Annotated in this window: 22 protein-coding genes; 10 read left to right on the top strand and 12 right to left on the bottom strand. The window is 69.2% G+C overall.

The window, feature by feature from the left end; translation table 11 throughout:
• The first annotated feature begins 2 nt into the window (after positions 1–2).
• The 3 genes from HCA44_RS18200 to HCA44_RS18190 all read left to right on the top strand — a co-directional run bounded on the left by HCA44_RS18200 (position 3) and on the right by HCA44_RS18190 (position 3,764).
• Positions 3–1,364 carry a serine/threonine-protein kinase gene (locus HCA44_RS18200; RefSeq protein WP_169650735.1) on the top strand — a complete coding sequence of 454 codons (1,362 nt, stop codon included), beginning with the start codon at positions 3–5 and terminating at the stop codon, positions 1,362–1,364.
• Positions 1,361–3,280 (top strand): Stk1 family PASTA domain-containing Ser/Thr kinase, encoded by a 1,920-nt coding sequence (pknB, locus tag HCA44_RS18195; protein ID WP_169650734.1) that lies wholly within the window; start codon positions 1,361–1,363, stop codon positions 3,278–3,280. Before HCA44_RS18200 ends, pknB begins: the two co-directional genes overlap by 4 nt.
• A 76-nt stretch (positions 3,281–3,356) precedes the next feature.
• Positions 3,357–3,764, top strand: coding sequence for a nuclear transport factor 2 family protein (locus tag HCA44_RS18190; protein WP_169650733.1), 408 nt, complete (start codon positions 3,357–3,359; stop codon positions 3,762–3,764).
• Positions 3,765–3,770: 6 nt separating this feature from the next.
• Here the strand turns inward: HCA44_RS18190 and HCA44_RS18185 are convergent, their stop codons facing one another.
• Together HCA44_RS18185 and HCA44_RS18180 are read right to left on the bottom strand one after the other, a co-directional pair.
• Positions 3,771–4,424: an aminodeoxychorismate/anthranilate synthase component II gene (locus HCA44_RS18185; protein ID WP_169650732.1), complete on the bottom strand. Its 654-nt coding sequence runs from the start codon at positions 4,422–4,424 to the stop codon at positions 3,771–3,773.
• 22 nt (positions 4,425–4,446) lie between these two features.
• Complete coding sequence (locus HCA44_RS18180; RefSeq protein ID WP_169650731.1) at positions 4,447–5,163, bottom strand: DUF881 domain-containing protein; 717 nt, start codon at positions 5,161–5,163, stop codon at positions 4,447–4,449.
• Positions 5,164–5,302: 139 nt separating this feature from the next.
• Between HCA44_RS18180 and crgA the strand changes: the two genes are divergently transcribed.
• Positions 5,303–5,566, top strand: coding sequence for a cell division protein CrgA (gene crgA, locus HCA44_RS18175; RefSeq protein WP_169650730.1), 264 nt, complete (start codon positions 5,303–5,305; stop codon positions 5,564–5,566).
• 98 nt (positions 5,567–5,664) lie between these two features.
• Positions 5,665–6,129 carry a PH domain-containing protein gene (locus HCA44_RS18170; protein ID WP_169650729.1) on the top strand — a complete coding sequence of 155 codons (465 nt, stop codon included), beginning with the start codon at positions 5,665–5,667 and terminating at the stop codon, positions 6,127–6,129.
• 4 nt (positions 6,130–6,133) lie between these two features.
• Here HCA44_RS18170 and HCA44_RS18165 read toward each other — a convergent pair whose 3' ends face one another.
• Together HCA44_RS18165 and HCA44_RS18160 are read right to left on the bottom strand one after the other, a co-directional pair.
• Entirely contained in the window at positions 6,134–7,051 is a 918-nt protein-coding gene (locus HCA44_RS18165; protein ID WP_169650728.1) for a rhomboid family intramembrane serine protease, read from the bottom strand.
• A gap of 26 nt (positions 7,052–7,077) precedes the next feature.
• Complete coding sequence (locus HCA44_RS18160) at positions 7,078–7,641, bottom strand: peptidylprolyl isomerase (RefSeq protein ID WP_206038330.1); 564 nt, start codon at positions 7,639–7,641, stop codon at positions 7,078–7,080.
• A gap of 54 nt (positions 7,642–7,695) precedes the next feature.
• On the opposite strand from HCA44_RS18160, the gene HCA44_RS18155 reads away from it, so the two are divergent.
• Positions 7,696–8,316 (top strand): hypothetical protein, encoded by a 621-nt coding sequence (locus tag HCA44_RS18155; protein ID WP_169650726.1) that lies wholly within the window; start codon positions 7,696–7,698, stop codon positions 8,314–8,316.
• A gap of 4 nt (positions 8,317–8,320) precedes the next feature.
• Here HCA44_RS18155 and HCA44_RS18150 read toward each other — a convergent pair whose 3' ends face one another.
• From HCA44_RS18150 to HCA44_RS18120, 7 genes are all read right to left on the bottom strand, one after another.
• On the bottom strand, positions 8,321–9,970 hold the full coding sequence (locus HCA44_RS18150; protein WP_346764784.1) for an alpha/beta hydrolase: 1,650 nt from the start codon (positions 9,968–9,970) through the stop codon (positions 8,321–8,323).
• A 27-nt stretch (positions 9,971–9,997) separates the two neighbouring features.
• The gene (locus HCA44_RS21295) at positions 9,998–11,035 is read right to left on the bottom strand and encodes an HtaA domain-containing protein (protein ID WP_346764783.1); all 1,038 of its coding nucleotides are present in this window, start codon (positions 11,033–11,035) and stop codon (positions 9,998–10,000) included.
• A gap of 122 nt (positions 11,036–11,157) precedes the next feature.
• Positions 11,158–11,814, bottom strand: coding sequence for a GAP family protein (locus tag HCA44_RS18140; RefSeq protein WP_169650725.1), 657 nt, complete (start codon positions 11,812–11,814; stop codon positions 11,158–11,160).
• A gap of 26 nt (positions 11,815–11,840) precedes the next feature.
• Positions 11,841–13,514, bottom strand: coding sequence for a SulP family inorganic anion transporter (locus HCA44_RS18135; RefSeq protein ID WP_169650724.1), 1,674 nt, complete (start codon positions 13,512–13,514; stop codon positions 11,841–11,843).
• Positions 13,511–15,352, bottom strand: a complete 1,842-nt coding sequence (locus tag HCA44_RS18130) for an alkyl sulfatase dimerization domain-containing protein (protein ID WP_346764782.1) — start codon at positions 15,350–15,352, stop codon at positions 13,511–13,513. Before HCA44_RS18130 ends, HCA44_RS18135 begins: the two co-directional genes overlap by 4 nt.
• Positions 15,353–15,474: 122 nt before the next feature.
• Positions 15,475–17,103 (bottom strand): SulP family inorganic anion transporter, encoded by a 1,629-nt coding sequence (locus HCA44_RS18125; RefSeq protein ID WP_240945615.1) that lies wholly within the window; start codon positions 17,101–17,103, stop codon positions 15,475–15,477.
• A gap of 100 nt (positions 17,104–17,203) precedes the next feature.
• On the bottom strand, positions 17,204–17,692 hold the full coding sequence (locus HCA44_RS18120; protein WP_169650721.1) for a DUF1269 domain-containing protein: 489 nt from the start codon (positions 17,690–17,692) through the stop codon (positions 17,204–17,206).
• A 257-nt stretch (positions 17,693–17,949) separates the two neighbouring features.
• Between HCA44_RS18120 and HCA44_RS18115 the strand changes: the two genes are divergently transcribed.
• From HCA44_RS18115 to HCA44_RS18100, 4 genes are all read left to right on the top strand, one after another.
• Positions 17,950–18,147 (top strand): lipopolysaccharide assembly protein LapA domain-containing protein, encoded by a 198-nt coding sequence (locus HCA44_RS18115; protein ID WP_169650720.1) that lies wholly within the window; start codon positions 17,950–17,952, stop codon positions 18,145–18,147.
• Positions 18,144–18,800: a GAP family protein gene (locus HCA44_RS18110; protein WP_169650719.1), complete on the top strand. Its 657-nt coding sequence runs from the start codon at positions 18,144–18,146 to the stop codon at positions 18,798–18,800. The genes HCA44_RS18115 and HCA44_RS18110 overlap by 4 nt, the downstream gene beginning before the upstream one ends.
• 163 nt (positions 18,801–18,963) lie before the next feature.
• Positions 18,964–19,410 (top strand): hypothetical protein, encoded by a 447-nt coding sequence (locus HCA44_RS18105; RefSeq protein ID WP_169650718.1) that lies wholly within the window; start codon positions 18,964–18,966, stop codon positions 19,408–19,410.
• 51 nt (positions 19,411–19,461) lie between these two features.
• A complete protein-coding gene (locus HCA44_RS18100; RefSeq protein WP_169650717.1) occupies positions 19,462–21,354 on the top strand; it encodes an alkyl sulfatase dimerization domain-containing protein in 1,893 nt (630 codons plus the stop codon).
• On the opposite strand, the gene HCA44_RS18095 is transcribed toward HCA44_RS18100, so the two are convergent.
• Positions 21,344–22,099, bottom strand: a complete 756-nt coding sequence (locus tag HCA44_RS18095) for a hypothetical protein (protein ID WP_169650716.1) — start codon at positions 22,097–22,099, stop codon at positions 21,344–21,346. The two genes, HCA44_RS18100 and HCA44_RS18095, sit on opposite strands and share 11 nt — an antisense overlap.
• Between the last annotated feature and the right edge of the window lie 93 nt (positions 22,100–22,192).

Raw genomic sequence — 22,192 nt, 5'->3', positions numbered from 1 at the left:
CGATGGCTTTGAACAACGGATCGCAGATCGCGGGCCGGTACCGGCTCATCCGGCTCATCGCGACGGGCGGCATGGGCCAGGTGTGGGAGGCCGACGACACGCGCCTCGGACGACGCGTGGCCGTCAAGGTACTCAAGTCGGAGTTCTCGTCCGACCCCGAGTTCCTCGAAAGATTCCGCTTCGAAGCACGCACGACGGCGCAGCTCAACCACCCCGGCATCGCGGGCATCTACGACTACGGCGAGGTCGCCGACGCGTCGGGCGATTCCACCGCATACCTGGTGATGGAGCTCGTCAACGGCGAACCGCTCAACACGGTCCTCGCGCGCGTGGGCCGGCTCGCGATCCCGTACACGCTGGACATGCTCGAGCAGACCGGGCGTGCGTTGCAGGTCGCGCACGACGCGGGCGTCGTGCACCGCGACGTCAAGCCCGGCAACATCCTCATCACGCCCAGCGGCCAGGTGAAGATCACCGACTTCGGCATCGCGAAGGCCGTGGAGGCGTCGCCGGTCACACGCACCGGCATGGTGATGGGCACCGCCCAGTACATCGCGCCCGAACAGGCTCTCGGCCAGGACGCGACGTCGGCGAGTGACGTGTACTCACTGGGTGTCGTCGGCTACGAGGCGCTGTCGGGCCGCCGCCCGTTCACCGGCGAGGGCGCGCTGACGGTCGCGATGAAGCACGTGCGCGAGACTCCCGCGCCGCTGCCCGCCGACTTGCCGCCGAACGTCCGGGAACTGATCGACATCACGCTCACGAAGGACCCCGCGGCGCGCTACGCGAACGGCGGCGAGTTCGCGGACGCCGTCGCGACCGTGCGGGCGGGTGGTCGGCCCCCGGCCCCCGGTTCGAACGCCGCGGGCACCACGGCGCGTGTCGTCCCCGCCCCGCTCCCGGGCGCCACACAGGTGTTGTCGACGGGTCAGGCGAATTACGGCGGCCCGGAGGGCGAGCCGCCCGAGGACGAGAAGCGCGGTCTCACCAGCGGCCAGAAGGCCGTCGCGTGGGCGGCGGGCGGTCTGCTGCTGCTCGCGGCGCTCATCGCGGGCGGTCTGCTGCTGCTGGGCGGCGACGACGAGCCCGACCGCGCGCCCGCGCCGGTCACGTCGACGCTGCCGACGCTCACGCGCACCACCGCGCCACCGACCACGACGCAGTGGCAGCCCACCTACGAGGCGCCGCCGACATGGGACGAGCCCACCACGACGTGGGAAGAGCCGACCACCACGACGACGACCCCGCCGCCGACCACGACGACGCAGCAACCGACCACCACCACGACGACCACCAGCGAAGCGCCGACCACCACCACCGAATCGGAGGAGCTGGCCCCCGAGATACCGCAAGGACAGCCATGACGACACCGCGCAATCTCTCTTCCCGGTACGAGCTGGGTGAGATTCTCGGCTTCGGCGGCATGTCCGAGGTCCATCTCGCGCGCGACGTGCGGCTCGGCCGCGACGTCGCGATCAAGGTGCTCCGCGCCGATCTCGCGCGCGACCCCACGTTCTACCTGCGGTTCCGCCGCGAAGCCCAGAACGCGGCGGCGCTCAACCATCCCGCGATCGTCGCGGTCTACGACACCGGCGAAGCCGAGACCGACGCGGGCCCGCTGCCGTACATCGTGATGGAGTACGTCGAGGGCGACACGCTGCGCGACATCGTCCGCAGCTCCGGGCCGCTCGCGCCGCGTCGCGCGATGGAAGTGGTGTCGGACGTGTGCGCCGCACTCGACTTCTCGCACCGCAACGGCATCGTGCACCGCGACGTCAAGCCGGCGAACGTCATGATCACGCGCGGCGGCGCGGTCAAGGTGATGGACTTCGGCATCGCCCGCGCCATCTCCGACGCGTCGCAGTCGATGACCCAGACCGCGGCCGTGATCGGCACCGCGCAGTACCTGTCGCCCGAGCAGGCGCGCGGCGAGCAGGTCGACGCGCGTTCCGACGTGTACTCACTCGGCTGTGTGCTGTTCGAGGTGCTCACCGGCGAGCCGCCGTTCTCGGGCGATTCGCCGGTCGCCGTGGCGGTGCAGCACGTGCGCGAGGATCCGCGGCTGCCGTCGCAGCTCAACCCGGACGTGCCGCGCGAACTCGACTCGATCGTGCTCAAGGCGATGAGCAAGAACCCGGCCAATCGCTACCAGTCGGCGGCCGAGATGCGCAGCGACCTCGTGCGGGTACTCAGCGGGCAACGCCCCAGCGCGCCGATGGTGATGAACGACGAGGACCGCACGACGATCCTCGGTGCGGTCGGCGGCGGTGGCTACCGCGACGAGGAGCCCCGCGACCGCGGCGACCGTGGTGGGCGCGCGAGTCACAGCGCGGACGACGAGTCGAAGCGCAAGCCGCTCAAGATCGCGCTGTGGTCGATCGCGGCGGCGATCGTGGTGGTCGTCGTCGGCGCATTCCTGTGGGCGGCGGGCCCCGGGTCGAACGCCGACCAGGTGACCGTTCCCGACGTCACGAACCAGAGCGCCGACGAAGCCCAGACGACTCTGCAGAACGCGGGCTTCCGCGTGTCGCGGCAGGACAAGCCGGACAACGTGATCGCGGTCGGCAATGTCGTCAACACTCGCCCGGTGTCGGGCGTGAGCGTCGACGAGGGCAGCACCGTGACCCTCGAGGTGTCGTCCGGCCCCGAGGACGTGCGGGTGCCGTCGCTCACCGGCATGACACAGCAGGAGGCTCAGCAGGCGCTGTCGTCCGCCGGGCTGCGGCTCGACAGCCGCGTCGAACGCGCGCCGTCGGACCCCGACGACCGCGACAAGGTGATCGAGCAGAGCCCGCGCACCAACAGCGAAGCCGCCGTCGACAGCGCGGTGACGATCACGCTCGGCGCCGGACCCGAACAGGTGCGCGTGCCCGACGTGAGCGGCCAGCGGGAAGAGGTGGCCCGCGACAACATCGAGGCCGCCGGCTTCAAGACGCAGGTGCTGCAGATCGACTCGGGTGTGCAGCGCGGGCTCGTGGTGTCGACCAATCCGGCGGGCGGCTCGAACGCCGACAAGGGCGAGACCATCGAGATCCGCGTGTCCAACGGGGCCAACATCACGATGCCGGATCTGTCGGACATGTCGATCTCGCAGGCCCTGTCGGCGCTGCGGTCGGCCGGCTGGACGGGGTCGTCGACGCAGCTGCAGCAGACGCAGACGTCGACGCTCGATCCCGACAAGGTCGGCAAGATCGTGATGCAGCAGCAGCCGCCGGGCTCGGAGATCACGAAGGACGCGGCGATCACCGTCGGCGTCGGAGCGCTCGGCATCCCGCGCTGACCCGCGACCGGCGGGACCGTTCGCTGAGCGGGACGAACAGGCGCGTCGACGACCGCGCGCCTGCTACACCCGTGGCATGCACAGCGAACGGGATCAGGTGATCGAGCAGCTGGCGCACCTCGCGTCGGCCTTGGACCGACGCGACTGGGACGCCCTCGGGGCGGCGTTCACCGAGGACGCGAGCGGGTACGGCGCGACGGGACGCGACCGGATCGTGGCGCGCGTGCGCGCCCACCTCGGCGGGTGCGGGCCGTCGCAGCACCTGCTCGGGAACCACCGCGTCGAGATCGACGGCGACCACGCACGCTCGCTCACGTACGCGCGCGTCCACCACGTGGGTGCGGCGGGCGACGGCGCGTTCTACGAGTGCTTCGGCGAGTACGACGACCGCTGGACACGCACCCCGGACGGCTGGCGCGTGACGTCCCGGACGTTCACGGTCTCGCACGACCTCGGTGACTTCGCCGTGCTGCAGCCGGGCTGAACGGACTCAGGCGCCGAGCGCGTCCGCCATCTCGCTCTCGAGCCGACGGACGAGACCCTCGGCGGGCGCCTCGCCGCACACCGCGAGCCAGTTCGCGAGCATGCGGTGGCCGCCCTGCGTCTTGACCGACTCGGGGTGGAACTGCACGCCGTGCAACGGCAGGTCGCGGTGGTGCATCGCCATGACGATGCCGGTGTCGGTGCGGCCGGTGACGACGAGTTCGTCCGGGATCGTCTCGGGCAGGATCGTGAGCGAGTGGTAGCGGGTCGCGACGAACGGGTCGGGCAGCCCCTCGAGCACGCCCGCGCCGTCGTGGTGCACGACGCTCGTCTTGCCGTGCAGCAACTCGGGTGCGCGGTCGACGGTCGCGCCGAACACCTCGCCCATCGCCTGGTGCCCGAGGCACACGCCGAGCGCGGGTGTGCCTGCGTCGGCGCACGCACGCACGAGGTCCATCGTGACGCCCGCACGCTTCGGGGTGCCCGGACCGGGGCTGAGCAGGATGCCGTCGTAGTCGCGGGCCGCGGCGGCGAGACCGCCGGGCGCGGTGAGCCGGTCGTCGTCGTTGCGCCACACGTCGGCCCGCGTTCCGAGCTGACCCAGGAACTGGACCAGGTTGAACACGAAGCTGTCGTAGTTGTCGACGACCAGGATCTTCATGCCCACAGGGTAGGCGCTGCGGTCAACCTCCGGTGTATGCGGGCACCGTGATCTGCGCCGATGCGGCTTCGGCGTAGCCGAGACCGAACCGCGTGGCGTACTGCTTGTAGACCTTGATTCCGGGTTCGTTCGCGAGCGCCGCCCGGATTCGGTCGGGGTCGCCGATCGCCTCGACGACGTACGGCGGGCTGTAGGTGCGTCCGTGCAGCAGCAGCGTGTTGCCGACGCACCGCGGCGCGGACGTCTCGACGATGCGCTCGCCCTGCATGCTGACGGCTTCGGCACCGCCGGTCCACACCGCGTTGAGCACGCTCTGGATGTCCTGTTGGTGCACCACGAGGTCGTTGGGTGCGGCGTCGACGGGATAGCGGCCGTCGGCTCCGCGCGGCGCGTCGGTCATCGTGATCGTGACGCCAGGGCCGGTGAGCTCGGTGAGGCCCGCGTCGGCGGCGACGGCGTCGATGCCGTCGAGAGCGGCGGCGACATCGGCATCGTCGGTGGCGGCCTGGTGCTGCAGCTCGTCGACGCGGGCCTGTAGGGAGCTGCGCGTCGCGGCCGCGTCGTCGGTCTGTGCCTGCGCGTGCCGCACCAGATCGGACAGCCGGGTCGAGTCCTGGGCTCGAAGCTCGTCGCCCGACGACACCTCACGTGTGGTGGCGAACAGGACGCCCGCGACGAGGCACACGACGAGGACGAGAACCCGCCACACGAGCGATCCGCCGACTGTGCGCGCACTCACCCGTGTCCTCACCTCGTGGTTCTACGTTAGCGTGTACTGGAAAAGGCCGTGTGGATGCGAATCTACCGCCGAGTGCGCGATCACCGCGAAAACGACCGCGCCGACCGTACAACCCCGAACGCGACACCCCGAGGACGTCATGCCGAAGTCGAAGGTCCGCAAGAAGACCGACTACACGATCAATCCCGCGAGCCGCACGCCCGTCAAGGTCAAGGCAGGCCCGTCGAGCACGCTGTACGTGTCGGTGATGCTCGGGTTCATGCTCGTCGGGCTCGCGTGGCTCATCGTCTACTACCTCGCTGCCGACTCGATCACATGGATGAACGATCTCGGCGCGTGGAACTTCCTGATCGGCTTCGGCTTCATGGTCGTCGGCCTGATCATGACTATGCGGTGGCGCTGACCGGCGGTGGCGTCGACCGGCGGTGACGTCGACCGGCACCGCGGCAATTACACGCGTGTCATTAATCCCCATTGTGGAGAGGGCTTGTGGATAACCCCGTGACGCCGTCCGAACCGCTCGTCGCGTGGGCCACCCCGCGCGCCGCGACCGGCGCGCTGTTCGTGCTGGGCGTCGTGCTGCTGGGCGCGTCCGTCGCGGTGCCGCTCGACGGCCCCGGCCGCGTGCTCGTCGCCATCGCCGGTGTGGGCGTGCTGGTGACCGCGGCGCTGTCGGCACGGCAGCGGCCGCGGCTGGCCGTCGCGCCGGGCCCGCGGCTCGTGCTGCAGCGGCTCACCCGCCGGCTCGAGTTCTCCCGCGAACAGATCGACCGCATCCGCGTCGTGCGTTATGCGCGAATCGGCCGTCGCGTGCCGATGCTCGAACTCGACCTGCGCGACGGCGATCACGAGCGGCTCGTCGTGTTCGGACGCTGGGATCTCGGCGCGGCGCCGGACGAGGTGTTCGACGCGCTGAAGGTGCAGGGGCTGGTGCCCCCGAGCCGGAGCGGGCCGGCCGCGGAGTAGCGGCTCAGCCGAGCCCGAACTGCTCGCGCAACTGCACGACGCGCAGTCCGACCACCGCGAACGCGAACACCGCGACCACGGCGAGTGACACCCACCCGATGACGGCCGCGGTGCGCTGCGTCGCCCGCATCCACTGCGGCACGTACAGCAGCCCGACGGCCGCGAGGGCACCGGCGACCAGTCCGCCCATGTGGCCCCACAGCGAGATGCCGGGGACGGTGACGCTGATGACGATGTTGAGGACGATCACCGCGATGATCGGGCCGGGGCTGCGGCGCAACCGCACCAGGATGACCGCGAGCGCGCCCATCAGGCCGAACACCGCGCCCGACGCGCCCGCCGTGGTGGCGTAGGGCTCGAACACCATGACCGACGCAGATCCGCCGATCAGCGAGGTGAGGTAGAGCGCGGTGTAGCGCGAGCGGCCCAGGACGAGCTCGACGTCGCGGCCGATGATCCACAGCGCGAGCATGTTGACCGCGAGGTGCATGAGCCCGAAGTGCAGGAATCCGCTGCCGAGGACACGGATCCACTGGCCGTCCGCGACCGCGGGCCCGTACAGCACCCAGTCGACGAACAGCTTCGAGCCGAGCTGGTTCTGCATGAGGTCGCGCGACTGCAGGGCAGTCACGAGGAACACCCCGATGTTGAGCGCCATCAGGACGTAGGTGACCAGCGGCACCTTCTGTTGCGACGCCATCGTGGCGCCCGACACCGTGCGTGCCTGCCGCACGGACTTCTGCCCTTCCGCGACGCAGTCCACGCACTGGTAGCCGACGGCCGCCGACCGCAGGCAGTCGGGACACGCGGGGCGGCCGCAGCGCGTGCACGCCAACGCGGTCGGACGGTCGGGGTGGCGGACGCACCGCGGCTGGGGCAGAGCGCCCTCGTTCGGGTTTCCGCCCCAGCCGGGGTTGCTCATCAGGAGATCCTGTTCTGCTGTTACTGCTACTTCTCGATGCTGACGCTGTTGATGACGACCGGCTCGGTCGGGCGGTCACCGCGGTCGGTGGCGGTGGTCGCGATCGCGTCGACGACCTTCTTCGACTCGGCGTCGGTGACCTCGCCGAAGATCGTGTGCCGACGGTTGAGATGCGGCGTCTGGGTGACGGTGACGAAGAACTGCGAACCGTTGGTGCCCGGGCCCGCATTGGCCATCGCGAGCAGGTAGGGACGGTCGAACTGCAGTTCGGGGTGGAACTCGTCGCCGAACTGGTAGCCCGGGCCGCCTGCACCGGTGCCGGTGGGGTCGCCGCCCTGGATCATGAAGCCGTCGATGACGCGGTGGAACGTCGCGCCGTCGTAGAACGGGCCGGAGTTGCCGCCCGACGCGTTGGCGGTGGAGTAGTCCTTCGTACCTTCAGCGAGGCCGACGAAGTTCTCGACGGTCTTCGGGGCATGGTTGCCGAAGAGCTCGATCTTGATGTCGCCACGGTTGGTGTGGAGCGTCGCGGTTGCGGTCTTGTGTGGTGAAGTCACCCCTCCATCGTGCCATTCACGCGATTCGGGCATGACCCGACCGCCGCGTTCCCCCCGGTCCGCGCGGTGCTGTGACACAGTGAAGACATGATTCGCGCGCAGAAGAAGAAGGACACCACTCCCGTGAAGAACGTCCGCGAAGTGCCTGCGGCGATCCGCGATGCGGCCCCCGTCGTGGTCGACACCGCCCGCGAGCGTGCGGACGACGTCGCCGCCCGGGCGAGCGAGGTCGCCGCGCTGGCGAACGACGCCGCGACGCGCGCGAAGAACAGCGACGCCGCGGCGAAGGTCACGTCGCTCGCGAGGAAGGGCGCCGTGGCGACGGGCGTCGGCCTGTCGGATCTGAGCCTCTACCTCGGCCGCAAGGCGCTCGCGGTGGGCAAGAGCGGAGTCGAGCGCGCCAAGGCCGTCCCGTCGGCGCGCGCCGAGGCCTCCGCCGCACGCGACAAGGCGGAACGGTCGTCGACGCGGCGGCGCCGGTTCGTCGTGTTCGGTGCACTCACGCTCGCCGCGGTCGCCGTCGGTGCGTTCGTGCGCTCGCGCAAGAGCGAGCAGCCGCCGGTCGCGCCCGCGCCGCCCACCATCGCCGACTACCGCAAGGCGGCAGGCGAAGAGTCGAGTGCCGAGCAGTCGACGCAGGACACTCCGGTGGAGAAGGCCGACGACGACAAGACGTCCGGGAACGGTCAGCGCGCCCGGAACGACTGAGGTCTCATTCCGGATCACCCGCGAGATGGTCGCGCACGGCCTGTGTCTGCGCGTCCGTCCACGCGGGGTTCTGCAGGATCTCGGCCCACAGGTCGACGGCGTCGGGCCCGTAGTTGTGTCCGTGCCCGGGAGGCACCGCGGCCGAGAACACCATGTCGAGGGTCACCTGCCAGAAGGTGACGAACGGGATCCATTCCATACCGGGGTCGACGTCGGCACCGAGCGGCTCGCGGAGCCAGTCGGGCGCGTGCAGGATCAGGTCGGGCGACCACCAGACGATCGGGTCGCTGGCGTGCTGCCAGTAGACGATTCGGCGCTGGCCCCACGGCTGGTCACCACGCGCGAGGTCGGTGGGGTCGGCGACGAAACGGACGTCGCGGCCGCCGTCGACGACGGGCAGCCGTTCGGGTGAACCGGGGTCGCGTGCATCGGTGATGCGTGCCCACTGCTCCGTGAAATTCGGTGTGCCGGTCCAGATCCCACCCTGCGTGCGCGCGAGCATGTCCTGTTCGCCCGCGAACGCCGCCTGACCGCCGAACGAGCCGAGGCTCTCGCCGAACACGAGCAGCCGAGGGCGGGCGTCGGGCGGCATCTCGTTCCAGCGTGCGAACACGGCCTCGAACAGCGCGCGGCCCGCGTGTTGCGGGGTCTCACGGTCGGCGAGGAAGGCCATCGGGCTCGGCAGATACGAGTACTGCATCGACGCGATCGCCGAATCGCCGCCGGACACGAATTCGAGTCCCTGTGCGAGATTCTCGTTGACCCACCCACGGCCCGTGGTGGTGACGACGGCAAGTTCCGCGCGGCTCCACGCATCGGTGCGATCGAGTTCGGCGACCACATTGTCCGCGATCTCCTCGACGGTTCCGCCGGAGTCGCGGCCCGCGTACACGCGGACCGGTTCGCGTGCGGGCCTGCCGGTGAGCGCGGCGATGTCGGCACCGCTCGGACCGCTGCCGACGAAGGTGCGGCCCTCCCTGCCGAGACTCGCGAACGACTCTCCCGACGCGGGCGAGCCCGAGCGTTCGGGCACCGTCGGCGCCACGATGCCGTCCTTCGTGCCGTGGTCCGCGGCGGCGAAGCTGTCGTCGAGCCGCGACACGACCGCGCGATACGGCGTTCCCGTGACGAAGAACAGCACCACCGCGGCGAGGACGACCACGCTCGCGAGGCGCGCGACCGAACCGGGCACCCAGCGCCCACCGAACGCGGTCAGCCGGTTGCTCAGGTACCTCGTGCACCGCACGAGCGCGACGAGCAGCGCGAACAGTGCGGCGGCGAGCAGCAACACCAGCAGGTAGTTCGCGCGGGCGTTCGGATCGGCGCCCACGAGTTCGCGCACGATCTGCTGCCACCACGAGCCGAGGACCAGGAAGGTCGGGACCACGACGACCGCGAGACCCGCGATCGTCCACCAGCCGATGCGGCGCCACTTCGCCGACCAGTCGGGATGCACCCCGCAGCGGTGCACGATCCAGGCGAGCACACAGCCCACCGCATACCCGGTGGCGAAGCTCAGGCCCGTCGCGACACCCTGCAGATACCACGGGCGCGGCAGCAGCGACGGCGACATCGACCACGCGAAGAACGCGAGGCCCAGGACGAGACCGACGGGGTGGAACCGGTGCAGTTGCCGCTTCGTCGACGTGATCACGCGGCCAGTATCGACGAGGCCGTCGGTTCAGTACCGGAAGCTGACCGGTGCGGCGTGACCGAGTTCGAGCGGGCGCAGCACCGTGGGTGCGAGTTGTTCGAAGTGCGCGGGCACGTCGCTGCGGTCGCGCGCGCCGGCGTCGGCGTCGGCGTCGAGGCGCGCGAGTCGGGTGCGGGCCGTCGCGTCGGTGCCGTTCTGATCGGTGGTCGACGTCTCCGCCGACAGGAAGGTGCCGTCGGGCGTGAACTCGATCCACGGATCGACGAGCGCGACTTCGGCGAGATGGAACTTGGTGTACGACACCGCGGTTCCCCGATAGCGGACGGTGCCGAAGCCCGCGTCGTCGAGTGCCACCTCGTCGAGTTCGAAGGTGAGCCGGCCGTCGCCGCGCAGCGACGCGCCGTCGGAGGTGGAGATACCGCCCTGCAGGCGGGTTTTCACGATGTCCGTGTAGCCGGGCGCGAGCTCCCACACGAGATCCTGCGCGGGCGGCTGCGGCGTGTTCGGGCCGGGGGCCGGATCGAAGTCGACCGGGATGAAATGCTCTTCGGCGGCGTTCACAGCGCCCGCACCCGCATAGGAGTAGATGCCGTAGCGCGCGTCGTCGGGCGCGTCCTTCACCTCGGACACCGTGATCTCGGCGGTGAACGAGCCGTCGTCGTTCAGTGGCACCCACTGCTGCCGGATCGTGCGACGGAAGTCGAAGGGGGCGTCGGGGACCGCGGCGAGCGCGTCGTCGTCGAGTACCCACGCCGTGTTCGAGCGCTGCTCACCCCGCGCGTCGGACGGTGCGCCCTCGGACGGGCGCCAGTGCGGTGAGAAGGCACCGAAGGTGACGAACACGCCGTGCGGGGTGCCCGGAAGCACCGGCAGCGGAAGCCCTTCGCGGTTCGCGCCGGGGTCGAAGCCCTGGCCGTGCACGGTGATGGTGTCGCCCGCACGCACCGACTTGCCGTCGGCGCGCGTGCCGTCGGCGAGGTAAGCCTGAATCGCAGTACTCTTCGGCACGGTCGGCGCGGCGACGGCCACCCCCGAGCCCGCGGCCGACGCCACCCCCACTGCCACGGCAAGCGCTCCTGCCGACCTGACCGCTCCGAAGCCGAACACACGTATGGACACGACCTACCTCCTGTTCGGAGGTAACCCTAACCGACCGCACGAACGTACGGTGAGCCACGTATGCGGCCTCAACTCAACCCACCGATGCCCTTGCCGACGAGCATGACGCCGATCACCAGGACGAGAACTCCCATGACGGCGGTGTTGTTGTCCTGCAGCCATTCCTTCAGCTCGGACAACGGGCGACGCAAGCGATCGGCGGCGACGAGGTAGCCGACCACCGGGACGACGACCGTGATCGCCGCGAGCACCGAGAACAGCGCCACTGCGACCGCGACGGCACCGCCCGACAGCGCGGCGGACCCGATCGTGACGCCCGCACCCGCGCACATCAGCAGGTTTTTCGGGTTGACGGCCGCGAGACCGAACCCGAGTCCGGCGCCCTTCACTGCCGTCATGCCGTCGATCGCCGTCATCCATTTCGGCGTCTCGTGTGGTTCGTTCCGAGCGAGCCACTTGCGCACGCCGAGCGTCAGCAGGAGCACGCCGAGGACGATCCTGATCCACGACGCCGCCGAGGGCTCGCCGGACGAGTCCACGACGCCTCCGAGCAGAACGAAGACCACCGTGGCGACCACGATTCCCACGAGCCAGCCCGCCGCGAAGCCGACGCTCGTGGTTCCCGCATGTGTCGAGAGCAGCATCAGAATCGCGGCGATGATCGGGATCGGCGAGACCGCGACGCCGATCGCCAACGGCAACAGATCTCCGATGACAGCACCCATGTTCAGCCCTTCTGCTCGATCGGATGTCAATTCGTACCGGTGTTGCCGGACAGGGCATCGTCGATCGTGTCGAACACCCGCAGTTGCGCGGTGCCGTCGACCCCGCGGAGGACGTCGCGCACCTGGCCGATGTCACGTGCGATTCGCAGGTCGATCCCACGCTGTTGCAGAGTGTTTCGCAACTGTCCCAGCATCTCGGCAGCACTGACGTCGATGAACGGCGACGTCTCGGCGTCGAGCACGACGACCCGTGTCCGCTCCGTGCAGAGGGCTTCGATCTGCTCGCGGACGTGATCGGCGTTGGCGAAGAACAGGCCCGCTTCGACGCGCACCACCAGCGCGTCGGGCCGTGTGTCCGCGGAGGGTCCACGGGCGGTGTCCACCCAGATTCCGTTGTCCTTGCCGAGACTCGCGACGTGCGGGCGCGACGACCGGTACAGCAGCAACAGCATCGCCACACCGATGCCGATCACCAGGCCCGGGAGAGTGCCGAACACGAGCACCCCGAGGAGAGCCGCCACAGCCGCGGCGAAGTCCGCGCGCGCGGCGTACCCGTAGATGCTGCCGAGACGCCGCGTCCACACGCGGTACAGGCGCCGCAGCGCGGCGAAGTCGACGAGGTCGATCACCGCCGCGATCACGACAGCCGCGAGCGTCGCCTCGGGCAGTTGCTCGAACAGGCCGGTGAGCAGCAACAGCGTGAGCACCGTCATCGCCGCCACCACGAGGCCACTGACCTGCGACTTGGCGCCGGCACCGCCGTTGACGGCGGTCTTGGACAGGCTGCCGTTGACCACCATCCCCGACGCGAGACCCGACCCGATGTTCGCTGCCCCGAGCCCGACGAGCTCGCGGTTGGCGTCGATCTCGTAGCCGGCCTTCGCGGCGTAGGTTTTCGCCGCGCCCAGGCCTTCGGCGAATCCGATGAGCAGGATGCCGACGGCGGGACCGGCGAGGTCGAGGTAGTCGCCGAACGCGAGGTTGTCGGGCAGGCCGAGCGGCGGCAGCCCGGAGTCGATCGTGCCGACGATGTCGACGCCCTTGTCGTCGAGGCCGAACAGCGCGACGGCACCGATACCCAGCAACACCGCCACCAGCGACCCGGGTACGAGCGGCAGCCACCGGCGCAGCCCGAGCACGACCACGAGGCTGATCACGCCGACGCCGAGCGTCCACCCCTGTGTGTCACCGAGTTTCGTGACGACGCCCCACGCCTGCTCGAAGAACTCGCCGTCGTGCTTCTCGACACCGAACAGCTTCGGCACCTGGCCGATGATGATCGTCAGCGCCAGACCGACGATGAATCCCTTCATGACGGGTTCGGAGATGAACGATGCGACGAAGCCGAGCCGCAGCAGTCCCGCGAGCAGTCCGACGAGCCCGGTCATGATCGCGAGAGCCGTGGTGAGCGCGAGATAGCGTCCGTCGTCCCCACCGGCGAGTGGCGCGACCATCGCCGCCGACAACGCGGCGGTCGCCGACATCGGACCGACGACCAGGTGCCGGGAGCTGCCCGCGGCGGCATACAGCACGAGCGAGGGCACCGCCGCGTACAGACCGACGACGGGAGTGACGCCTGCGATCGACGCGTACGCGAGCGCCTCGGGGACCAGCACCGCCCACACCGTGAGACCGGCCACGACGTCCGGGCGCAGCCAGCGGCGGTCGTAGCCGCGCAGCGACGCGAAGAGCCCACTCACGGCGTCACGATGGGGAAGCGCGGATCGAAGGAATCGAGCAGCTCCCCCAGCCGGACCAACACCTGCGGATCTCCTTCCAGTTCGACAGAACCGGCATTCTGTAACTGTTGTGCGAGAGCAGGATTCAAGAGTACGCCGGTGAGCGCCTGTTTCGGGCCCCGGACGGTGAGCTGTGCCCGATCCGACGTGCCCTTGCGGGCATGCAGCACACCTCGGCGGACCCACATCGTCCAGCGGACGTCCTCGTCGGCGAAGTCGAAGTCGATACGGATGTCCGCGTTCGCCGCCTTCTCACCCACGATGTGGACGGCGACGAAGTCGAACAGGATGTCGATCGGCATCGCGGCGACCGTGTCCGCGCCCGCAGCGCGGTACGGGGCGGGACGTATGCCCTCACGGAGTTCCAGTGCGGCGCTGAGGAAGATGCCGCGCCACTGCGGCCCCTCGGCCTGGTACCCCATCTGTTCGTATGCGTCGGCCTGGAGTTCTCGCGCCGCGGCGTTGTCCGGCTGTGCGAAGACCAGTGGGTGCACGATCTCGGCCACCCAACGGTAATCGCCCGACTCGAACGCACGACGGCCCTCGTCGAGGATCTTGTCGGCACCCACGAACGCGACGAATCGCTTCGCCGACTCCACCGGGGGATGCGGGTGCAGAGACACCGGATCGCCGTCCCACATCCCGAGTTCCTTGGTGAACACCGCACGCACGTCGTGGTGAAGAGTGCCGTGATAGCCGCGGTTCGCCCAGTTGCGCGCGAGTTCGTCGGGCAGTTCGACCACCTCGGCGGCTTCGAGAGGCGTGTAGCCCTTGTTGGCGAGCCGCAGAGCCTGATCGTGGACGTACTTGTAGGTGTCGCGTTGCGACTCGAGGAACGACACGATGTCGTCGTTGCCCCACACCGGCCACGTGTGCGGCCCGTAGTGCACCTGCGCCTCGGCGCCCCACCGTTCGAGGGTCTCGTCGAGATACCGGGCGAAGTTGCGGGCGTCGCGGGTGCGCGCCCCGCGCAGGGTCTGGACGTTGTGCAGCGTGTGGTTCGCGTTCTCCGCGCAGGTCAATGCCGCGAGCTGCGGGATCCAGATGTGCATCTCCTCGGGGGCCTCGGTGTCCGGGGCGTAGAGGAACTCGAACTCGAGGCCGGCGATCTCCCGTCGCGCCCCGGTCTCGGTGATCAGGTCGGTCGGCGAAATGTAGGACACCGACGGACCGTTGCCGACAGCGATCCCGATACCGCACGTGATCGCACCCCGCGGGCCGTGATCGAGCAGCGGCCCGAACGCGTAGAAGCTGCGCCGCGCCATGGCGTTGCCGGCAATCACGTTCTCGCCCAGGGCATACTTGTCGAACTGATGGCCCGGCGCGATGATCGGCACCTTGCCCGACGCGACGTCGTCGGCGTCGACCACGCCCTTGACGCCGCCGTAGTGGTCGACGTGGGTGTGCGTGTAGATCACGGCGGCCACCGGCTTGTCGCTCACGTGCGTACGGATCATCTCCATACTCTGGCGCGCGGCCTCGACGCCGGACATGCAGTCGACGACGATCAGCCCGTCCTCGCCCTCGACGACCGTCAGGTTCGCGATGTCGTTGTTGCGAACCTGGTAGAGACCTTTGGTCACTTCGAACAGACCGCCCTCGCGCAGCAACTGGGACTGTCTCCAGAGGCTGGGTTCGACCGAGTCGGGTGCCTCGACGTCGTCGCGGATGAAGTCGAATTCACTCGGGTCGAAGATCACCGACCCGTCGGCGCCCGTGACGTTGCCGGGCAACTCGGCGATCAGACCTCGCCGGGCGGTGGTGAAATCCTCGCGGTCCGCCATGTCGTACCGCGCCACCGCGTCTCGGTTGAGCGATACGGTCGAGGGTGTCGGCGGCTTTGCTCCCTGGCACATCCGAATCTCCGATCAATCGGCAACTCCGTCACCATTGCACTTGCTCACCGTCGCTGCTCGTGCTTTCACATTTCCTCGTCCGGGGACTCGTCCCGGGCCACCCGGACCCGGGCGTCGGCGTAGGCGGCGAGAGTCGATTCGCCGACCGTGGCGGTAGCCGTGAAGGTGTCGAGGGCGACGCCCTGTGCCGCGAGCCGCTCGTCGTTCCAGAACGCGCGCGCCATCGGCGCGATACCGCTGAGATACAGGTGGCCGCCGTTCTCGTCGAGGCGCGCGGCGTATTCGCGGACGACAGTGAAGAACGTGGCGCCGAACGTACTTCGCCCGCGCAGACGCAACACGACCATCGGTGCGACGGCATCGGCCGGGTCGGGCAGGTGTGTCTGGAGGGTGCGGGCACCCGCGTAGAAGAGGCTGCCGTAGACGTCGAGGATCAGGACCTCGTGGTCGCGCAGACGCGCGGGCGCCGGCACTTCCACCAGCCGGTCGCCTTCCACTCGCAGCCGGACGACGCGCAGGTCCAGTGCTTCCCGGTTGAGCTGCAACAGCAGCGACACGATGACGCCGATCCCGATCGCCGCCGTCACCGGAAGCAGGAGGGTCGCAACGAAAGTGACCACGAGGGCGATCCTCGCCGTCGTGCCGCTGCGCCAGACCGACGCGATCTGGGCCGGGTGCAGCGAGCCCACCGCAGCCACCACGAGCACCGCGGCGAGCGTCGGCATCGGGACGCGGGCCACGAGCGACGAGCACGCCACCAGGATCACGAGCACCCAGATGCCCGAGAAGACCGAGGCCCACCGGGTGCGTGCGCCTGCCGCGACGTTGACCGCGGTCTGGCCGAGCGACCCGCCCACCGGCATGCCCGAGAAGGCCGCCGCGGCGACATTGCCGACCCCCTGCGCGGTGAAATCCGTGTCGACGTCCGAACGGCTCCGGTCCGGATTCGGCGTCGCCTCGGCCACGCCCGCGCCCTGCACGAGGATCAGCACGGCGACCGACGCCGCGCCGCCGACGAGCGACGGCGTCAGCAGGGTGATGTCCGGCACGCCCGGGACGACGAATCCGGCCGGGATCGAGCCCACGTCGGACACCACCGCCACACTGTCGAGCCCGAGCACCGCGACCAGCGTCGTGGTGACGATCAACGCGAGCAGCGCGGACACCAGCGCCAACCGGCGCAGACGCCCCAAGGCGACCAGTATCGCCGCGGCCGTGAGCCCGATCAGCAGCGACGGCACGTCGACCGTTCCCAGGTGCAGTGCGAGATCGACCGCCTCGGTGAGCGCGACGGCGCCGTCGGCCGACGCCCCCGTGAGGTCGGTGAGCTGGCCGAGCAGGATGTTGACCGCGACTCCGGTGAGGAAGCCCGTCATGACCGAGTGCGACACGAAATGCGTGTAGCGGCCGAGCCGGAGCACTGCCGCGACGATCATGATCACCCCGACCACCAGCGTCATCATCACCAGTGCCGCGGGGCGGTCGGCCTCCGGGACCGTTGCCACGGCCGAGCCCGCGGCGAGTGCGGACGCCCCGGTCGTGGTGATCACCATCAACTTGGTGCTCGTCTGGAGGCCACCGAACACGCGGCCTGCCATACCCGCGTACAAGCCGTGGATCGGGCTCACCCCTGCGAGTACGCCCGATGCCATGCCGTCGGGGACGCTCGCGATCGCACCCGGAATACCCGCCAACAGATCGGTTTTCCACGTACGACGTCCGGGCAGCCGGGACCGCACCCATCCACCGCACGAGCGCAGCAGCCGCCTCACGGGGTTCGGAGCCGGCACGCCGTCACTCCGAGAACACGTCGCGTAGCCGGGCTTCCTCGTCATGCGAAAGGTTGGTGGTGATCAGTTCGAGACTCTGCCCGTGGAACTCCTCGTGCACCCGGTCGAGTGTCGCATCGGACGTGAGCACGAACAGTGCCGACGTGCCCGGAGTGATCTTCTCCTTCAGCCCGTCGATGAAGTCGTCGTCGATGCCGACGTCGGTGAGTGCGCCGGTGACCGCCCCGATTCCGGCACCGACCGCGGCGCCGATCAACGGAACGAAGAACACGAAGCCGAAAAGCAGGCCCCAGAATGCACCGCCCAGTGCACCCGCCCCGGCCAGGCTGTGCAATTGGCGGGTCTTCGGCTTCTTGGCGTCGGCCGGCCAGCTGACCACCGCGGCATCGTGCACCGTGATGAGCCGATGCTTCTGCAGGTCTTCGAGTGTCGCCACGGCGGTGTCCGCACCGCTCGCCGTGGGGAACTTCCACACGGTCAGTGTTCCCGCCATCGGGTGTTCCCTTTCTTGTCGTGCACTCCCGCCTGCGTATGCCCGCCAGCATCTCACTCGCAGGCCGGACGCAAGGGCGAACGACCGAGACTGCAGCACGACGGTGCGACAGGTTTGCGCGTTCCGGCATCCCGGCGCGGTCGCAGAGTTACAGTCCGGGCAGGTATCTCTCGGCGAAGGGACGCACGATGTCCGAGTCCACCACAGGCCACTCGCCCACCGAGCCGGCCCGTTCGAAAACCTCTTGGCTCTCGCGAGTGTCGGTCGCGCAGTGGGTCGCGCTCGTCGTCACCGTCCTCGCGCTGGTCTTCGTGCTGCAGAATCGCGACCGTGTGACGATCCACCTCTTGCAGATCGAGGTCGGCTCCCCGATGTGGCTCGTGCTGCTGGTGATGTTCGTCGCCGGCTGGCTCGCAGGCGTCCTCGTCAGGTGGCGCCGGGGCCGTCGAGGGTGACGAGTTCCCTTCTCCTCGATCTCGCACCAGAGATCGTCGGGCTGCTCGTCACGCCCGGGGCCGTTGTCGGCTCGATCATCCTGTTGCAGTCGGCGGCGCCGATCCGCAATGCGCTCGCGTTCACGTCGGGCTTCATGACCGTGTACGTCATGATCGTCGTCGCCGCCTTGCTCGGCGGCGCAGGCGATCCCGAGTCCACGACACCCGAGACATCGCACGGTGTCGGCCTCGTGGTCGGCATCCTGTTGCTGCTCATCGGCATCTGGACGGCGACGCGGCGGCCTGCGGCGGGTGGTCGCCCCGGGCTCCTCGACTCCGACGACGTCGGCCCGCGACGAGCCCTGCTGATCGGCGGCGCACTGGGCGTCTTCAATCCGAACATCTTCATCATGGCTTCCGCGGTGAGCACGGTGGCGGCGGCCGACACCTCGGTGTTCGGAGCGCTGCTCGCGACACTCGTCCTGCTCGTCGCCGCGGTCGCGGATCTGCTGATTCCGGTCGGCCTCGTCGTCGTGACGGGCGGCCGCGGCCAAGCCTTCCTGCACAGGGTGCAGACGTGGATGCTCGCGCACGGCCACGCCCTCACGCTGTCCGTTCTCTTCGGATTCGGGTTGCTGTTCACGATCCGCGGTGTCGTCGACCTCACGAGCTGAGGCGGGGGACGAAGATCGCACGGCGGATTCGCCGAAAGCCGCACGCGGCACACTCGGCGCTGTCAGAATACCTGCATGATCTCGCCTTTCGAGACGAATTCAACGGCGTCACAACCGTAGTCACAAGACGCACGACATCCGGACCACCCGAAAGGACGCCACGATGAGCACCACTTCCGACCAGCCCCGGCACGAAGCGCGGCACGAGGCGCAACCCGAGTCCAGCCCGGTGAAGCAGGGCTTCGCGGCGGGCACCACCGTCGCTGCCGCCGTCATTCTCGGTGTTGCGGGCGTCATCTCGGTCCTGCAGGGTATCGCCGCGATCGCCGCCGACGAGTTGTTCGTCACCGGCCTCGAGTACACCTACGCCTTCGACGTCACCGGCTGGGGCTGGGTACACCTGATCGTCGGCGCCCTCGTCGTCGTCACCGCGTTCGCCCTGCTCACCGGCGCAACGTGGGCGCGCATCGCGGCCGTCACCCTCGCCGGACTGTCGATCATCGCGAACTTCCTGTGGCTGCCCTACTACCCGCTGTGGGCGATCCTCGTCATCGCCCTCGACATCGTCGTCATCTGGGCCATCGCGACCTGGGACAGCCGAGAGATCTAGCTGTCTCGCAGATTTCGAGATCATCTTCTTCGCACGAGTAGAAGGACTTTCATGACCGACACAGACGTCAGCACGCAGATCTCGACCCAGAACGCCGATGCCGTGAAGGCGCTGCCGTTCTCCGACGAGCAGGACCTCGCGGACTCCGAACGCGGGTTTGTCGCCGCACTCGAGCCCGGCATCGTGAAGGATGCGAACGGCGACGTCGTGTGGGACAGCGATTCGTACGCTTTCCTCGACGAACAGTGCCCGCCCACCGTCAACCCGAGCCTGTGGCGACAGTCGCGACTGTGTGCGCGGCAAGGTCTGTTCGAGGTCACCGACCGGATCTACCAGATCCGTGGTCTCGACTTGTCGAACATGACACTCGTCGAAGGGGACACCGGCGTCATCGTCATCGACCCGCTGATCTCCGCCGAGACGGCGGCAGCGGGGCTCGCGTTGTACCGGAAGCATCGCGGCGACCGTCCGGTCACCGGAGTCATCTACTCGCATTGCCACATCGACCACTTCGGCGGCGTCAAGGGGGTCACCACCGAGGAGGACGTCGCCGCCGGACGGTGCCCCGTCCTCGCGCCCACCGGGTTCGTCGAGCATGCGGTCGCCGAGAACGTCTACGCCGGCACCGCGATGGGCAGGCGCGCCGCCTACATGTACGGCGCTGCACTGCCCCGCGGTCCGCGCGGCGCGGTGGGCGCCGGGCTCGGGCCCACGACGTCGACCGGCACGCCGACGCTGATTCCACCGACCATCGACGTCGACCACACGGGGCAGACCGAAACCGTCGACGGCGTCGTGGTGGAGTTCCAGCTCACGCCCGGCACCGAAGCACCGTCGGAGATGAACTTCTACTTCCCCGACCTGCGGGCCCTGTGCATGGCCGAGAACGCCACGCACACACTGCACAATCTGCTGACCCTCCGCGGCGCGCTGGTGCGCGATCCGCACGTGTGGTCGCAGTACCTCACCGAGTCGATCAACCGCTACGCCCGCCGGTCCGACGTGCTGTTCGCGTCGCACCACTGGCCGACATGGGACACCGACCGGCTCACCGAATTCCTCTCCGTTCAGCGCGATCTCTACGGCTACCTGCACGATCAGACGCTGCGGGCAATCAACAAGGGCGCGACCGGCATCGAGATCGCCGAGTCCTTCCAGCTGCCGCCCGCCGTGGAGAACGTGTGGCACACGCACGGCTACTACGGCAGCGTGAGCCACAACGTGAAGGCGATCTATCAGCGCTACATGGGCTGGTTCGACGGCAATCCTGCCCGGCTGTGGGAGCACACACCGGTCGAGTCGGCGAAACGGCACGTCGAGTTCATGGGCGGTGCCGGCGCTGTGCTCGAGAAGGCCAGAAAGTCGTTCGACGAAGGCGACTTCCGATGGGTCGCGCAGGTACTCGACTACGTGATCTTCGCCGACCCCGGCAACACCGACGCGAGGGAACTGCAGGCCGACACCCTCGACCAACTCGGCTACGGCTCGGAGAACGGCACGTGGCGCAACTTCTTCCTGATGGGCGCGTACGAACTCCGCCACGGCGGAGTCGGCACCCCCACGGTCGCCGCAGCCCCCGACATCCAGGGCGCACTCACCGTCGAACAGGTCTTCGACGCCGTCGCACTGCTGGTCGACGGGCCGAAAGCATGGTCGGCAAAACTCACGATCGACTGGCGCATCACCGACGAGAACGTCCTCCACCGCACCGAACTGCGCAACGGCCTGCTCGTGCACTTCGACACCGACGGCTCGCTGCCGGCGCCGGACACCACGATCACGCTCACCCGCCCGGTGCTCATCGACGTCGTTCTCGGCGGCGCCGACCCGGGTCCGCTCGTCGCGGACGGCACGATCCTCGCGGAGGGCACGCAGGGTTCGTTCGAGAAGCTGGTCTCCCACCTCGACCGGCCCGACCCGGACTTCGCGATCGTCACGCCCTGAGCGTGGCCTCCACGAGCACCGGCGCGACGACCAGGACCAGTGCGACCGCGAACAACCAGCCGATCGCGGTGAAGACGAGGCCGAGCGTCCCGAAGTGGGCGGACGACTCGGCGATCACGCTCGGCATCACGACCCGGCTCACGCCGTCGAGTGCACTGAGCAGAGTCGCGGTCAGCGCGCCGGTGCCCAGCACGACGCGGGTGGGAACCCGGTCCGACACCAGCAGGTAGGGACACAGCGTCCACGCGGACGCCCACACGCACCACTGACACGCCACCAGCAGCGCCGGAACGGCGATCAGCTGCGCCGCACCGATGAGCACGGTCGACGCCGCGACGACGAACAGCACCGCGAACCAACGCCATGCGTGGGCGAGCCCGGGGCTCGTCGTCCGCCACACCCTGCCGTACATCCGGCCGAGCGCACGCGCGAAGGACGTGCCGCCGATCAGGACCATCAGGACGCCGACGATGCCGAAAGCTGCGGCCTGCGTGCCGTCCTGCAAGTCCGGCAACGGCAGGACCGTGGTGTCGATGCCGAAGCGGTGCCGGAGGCTGGCGCCGAGAGCGGTCGACTCGAGCAGAGTGGAATCGAGCATCGTGCGGGCGACCATCAGCACCGGAAGCACACTCGTGAACATCTGCGCCGCAAGGGTCGTCGCGCGGTCGACCAGTTCGATACGCGCGAGGGTCCGCACGGTGCGCACGAAGGCGCGGCCGAGCGGATGCGCTCGCGAGCGAAGCAACAGCTTCCTCGCCGGATCCCGCCACCTCGGTGGGCGAACCGACGTCGACGCCATCTCCGAAGTCCTCTCGCGAGCCTGCTTGGTGCCGGGCAC

The organism is Rhodococcus sp. HNM0569 (assembly GCF_012726205.1).
GTDB lineage: Bacteria > Actinomycetota > Actinomycetes > Mycobacteriales > Mycobacteriaceae > Rhodococcus_F.
Note: the sequence above shows the minus strand (reverse complement) of the source record. Positions and strands in the feature narration are given on the sequence as shown.

Bases quoted from the DNA above. Each gene is read 5' to 3' on its own strand.
- HCA44_RS18200 (WP_169650735.1), top strand. From the start codon at position 3: ATGGCTTTGAACAACGGATCGCAGATCGCGGGCCGGTACCGGCTCATC.
- pknB (WP_169650734.1), top strand. From the start codon at position 1,361: ATGACGACACCGCGCAATCTCTCTTCCCGGTACGAGCTGGGTGAGATT.
- HCA44_RS18190 (WP_169650733.1), top strand. From the start codon at position 3,357: ATGCACAGCGAACGGGATCAGGTGATCGAGCAGCTGGCGCACCTCGCG.
- HCA44_RS18185 (WP_169650732.1), bottom strand. From the start codon at position 4,424: ATGAAGATCCTGGTCGTCGACAACTACGACAGCTTCGTGTTCAACCTG.
- crgA (WP_169650730.1), top strand. From the start codon at position 5,303: ATGCCGAAGTCGAAGGTCCGCAAGAAGACCGACTACACGATCAATCCC.
- HCA44_RS18165 (WP_169650728.1), bottom strand. From the start codon at position 7,051: ATGAGCAACCCCGGCTGGGGCGGAAACCCGAACGAGGGCGCTCTGCCC.
- HCA44_RS18160 (WP_206038330.1), bottom strand. From the start codon at position 7,641: ATGCCCGAATCGCGTGAATGGCACGATGGAGGGGTGACTTCACCACAC.
- HCA44_RS18155 (WP_169650726.1), top strand. From the start codon at position 7,696: ATGATTCGCGCGCAGAAGAAGAAGGACACCACTCCCGTGAAGAACGTC.
- HCA44_RS18140 (WP_169650725.1), bottom strand. From the start codon at position 11,814: ATGGGTGCTGTCATCGGAGATCTGTTGCCGTTGGCGATCGGCGTCGCG.
- HCA44_RS18120 (WP_169650721.1), bottom strand. From the start codon at position 17,692: ATGGCGGGAACACTGACCGTGTGGAAGTTCCCCACGGCGAGCGGTGCG.
- HCA44_RS18105 (WP_169650718.1), top strand. From the start codon at position 18,964: ATGAGCACCACTTCCGACCAGCCCCGGCACGAAGCGCGGCACGAGGCG.
- HCA44_RS18100 (WP_169650717.1), top strand. From the start codon at position 19,462: ATGACCGACACAGACGTCAGCACGCAGATCTCGACCCAGAACGCCGAT.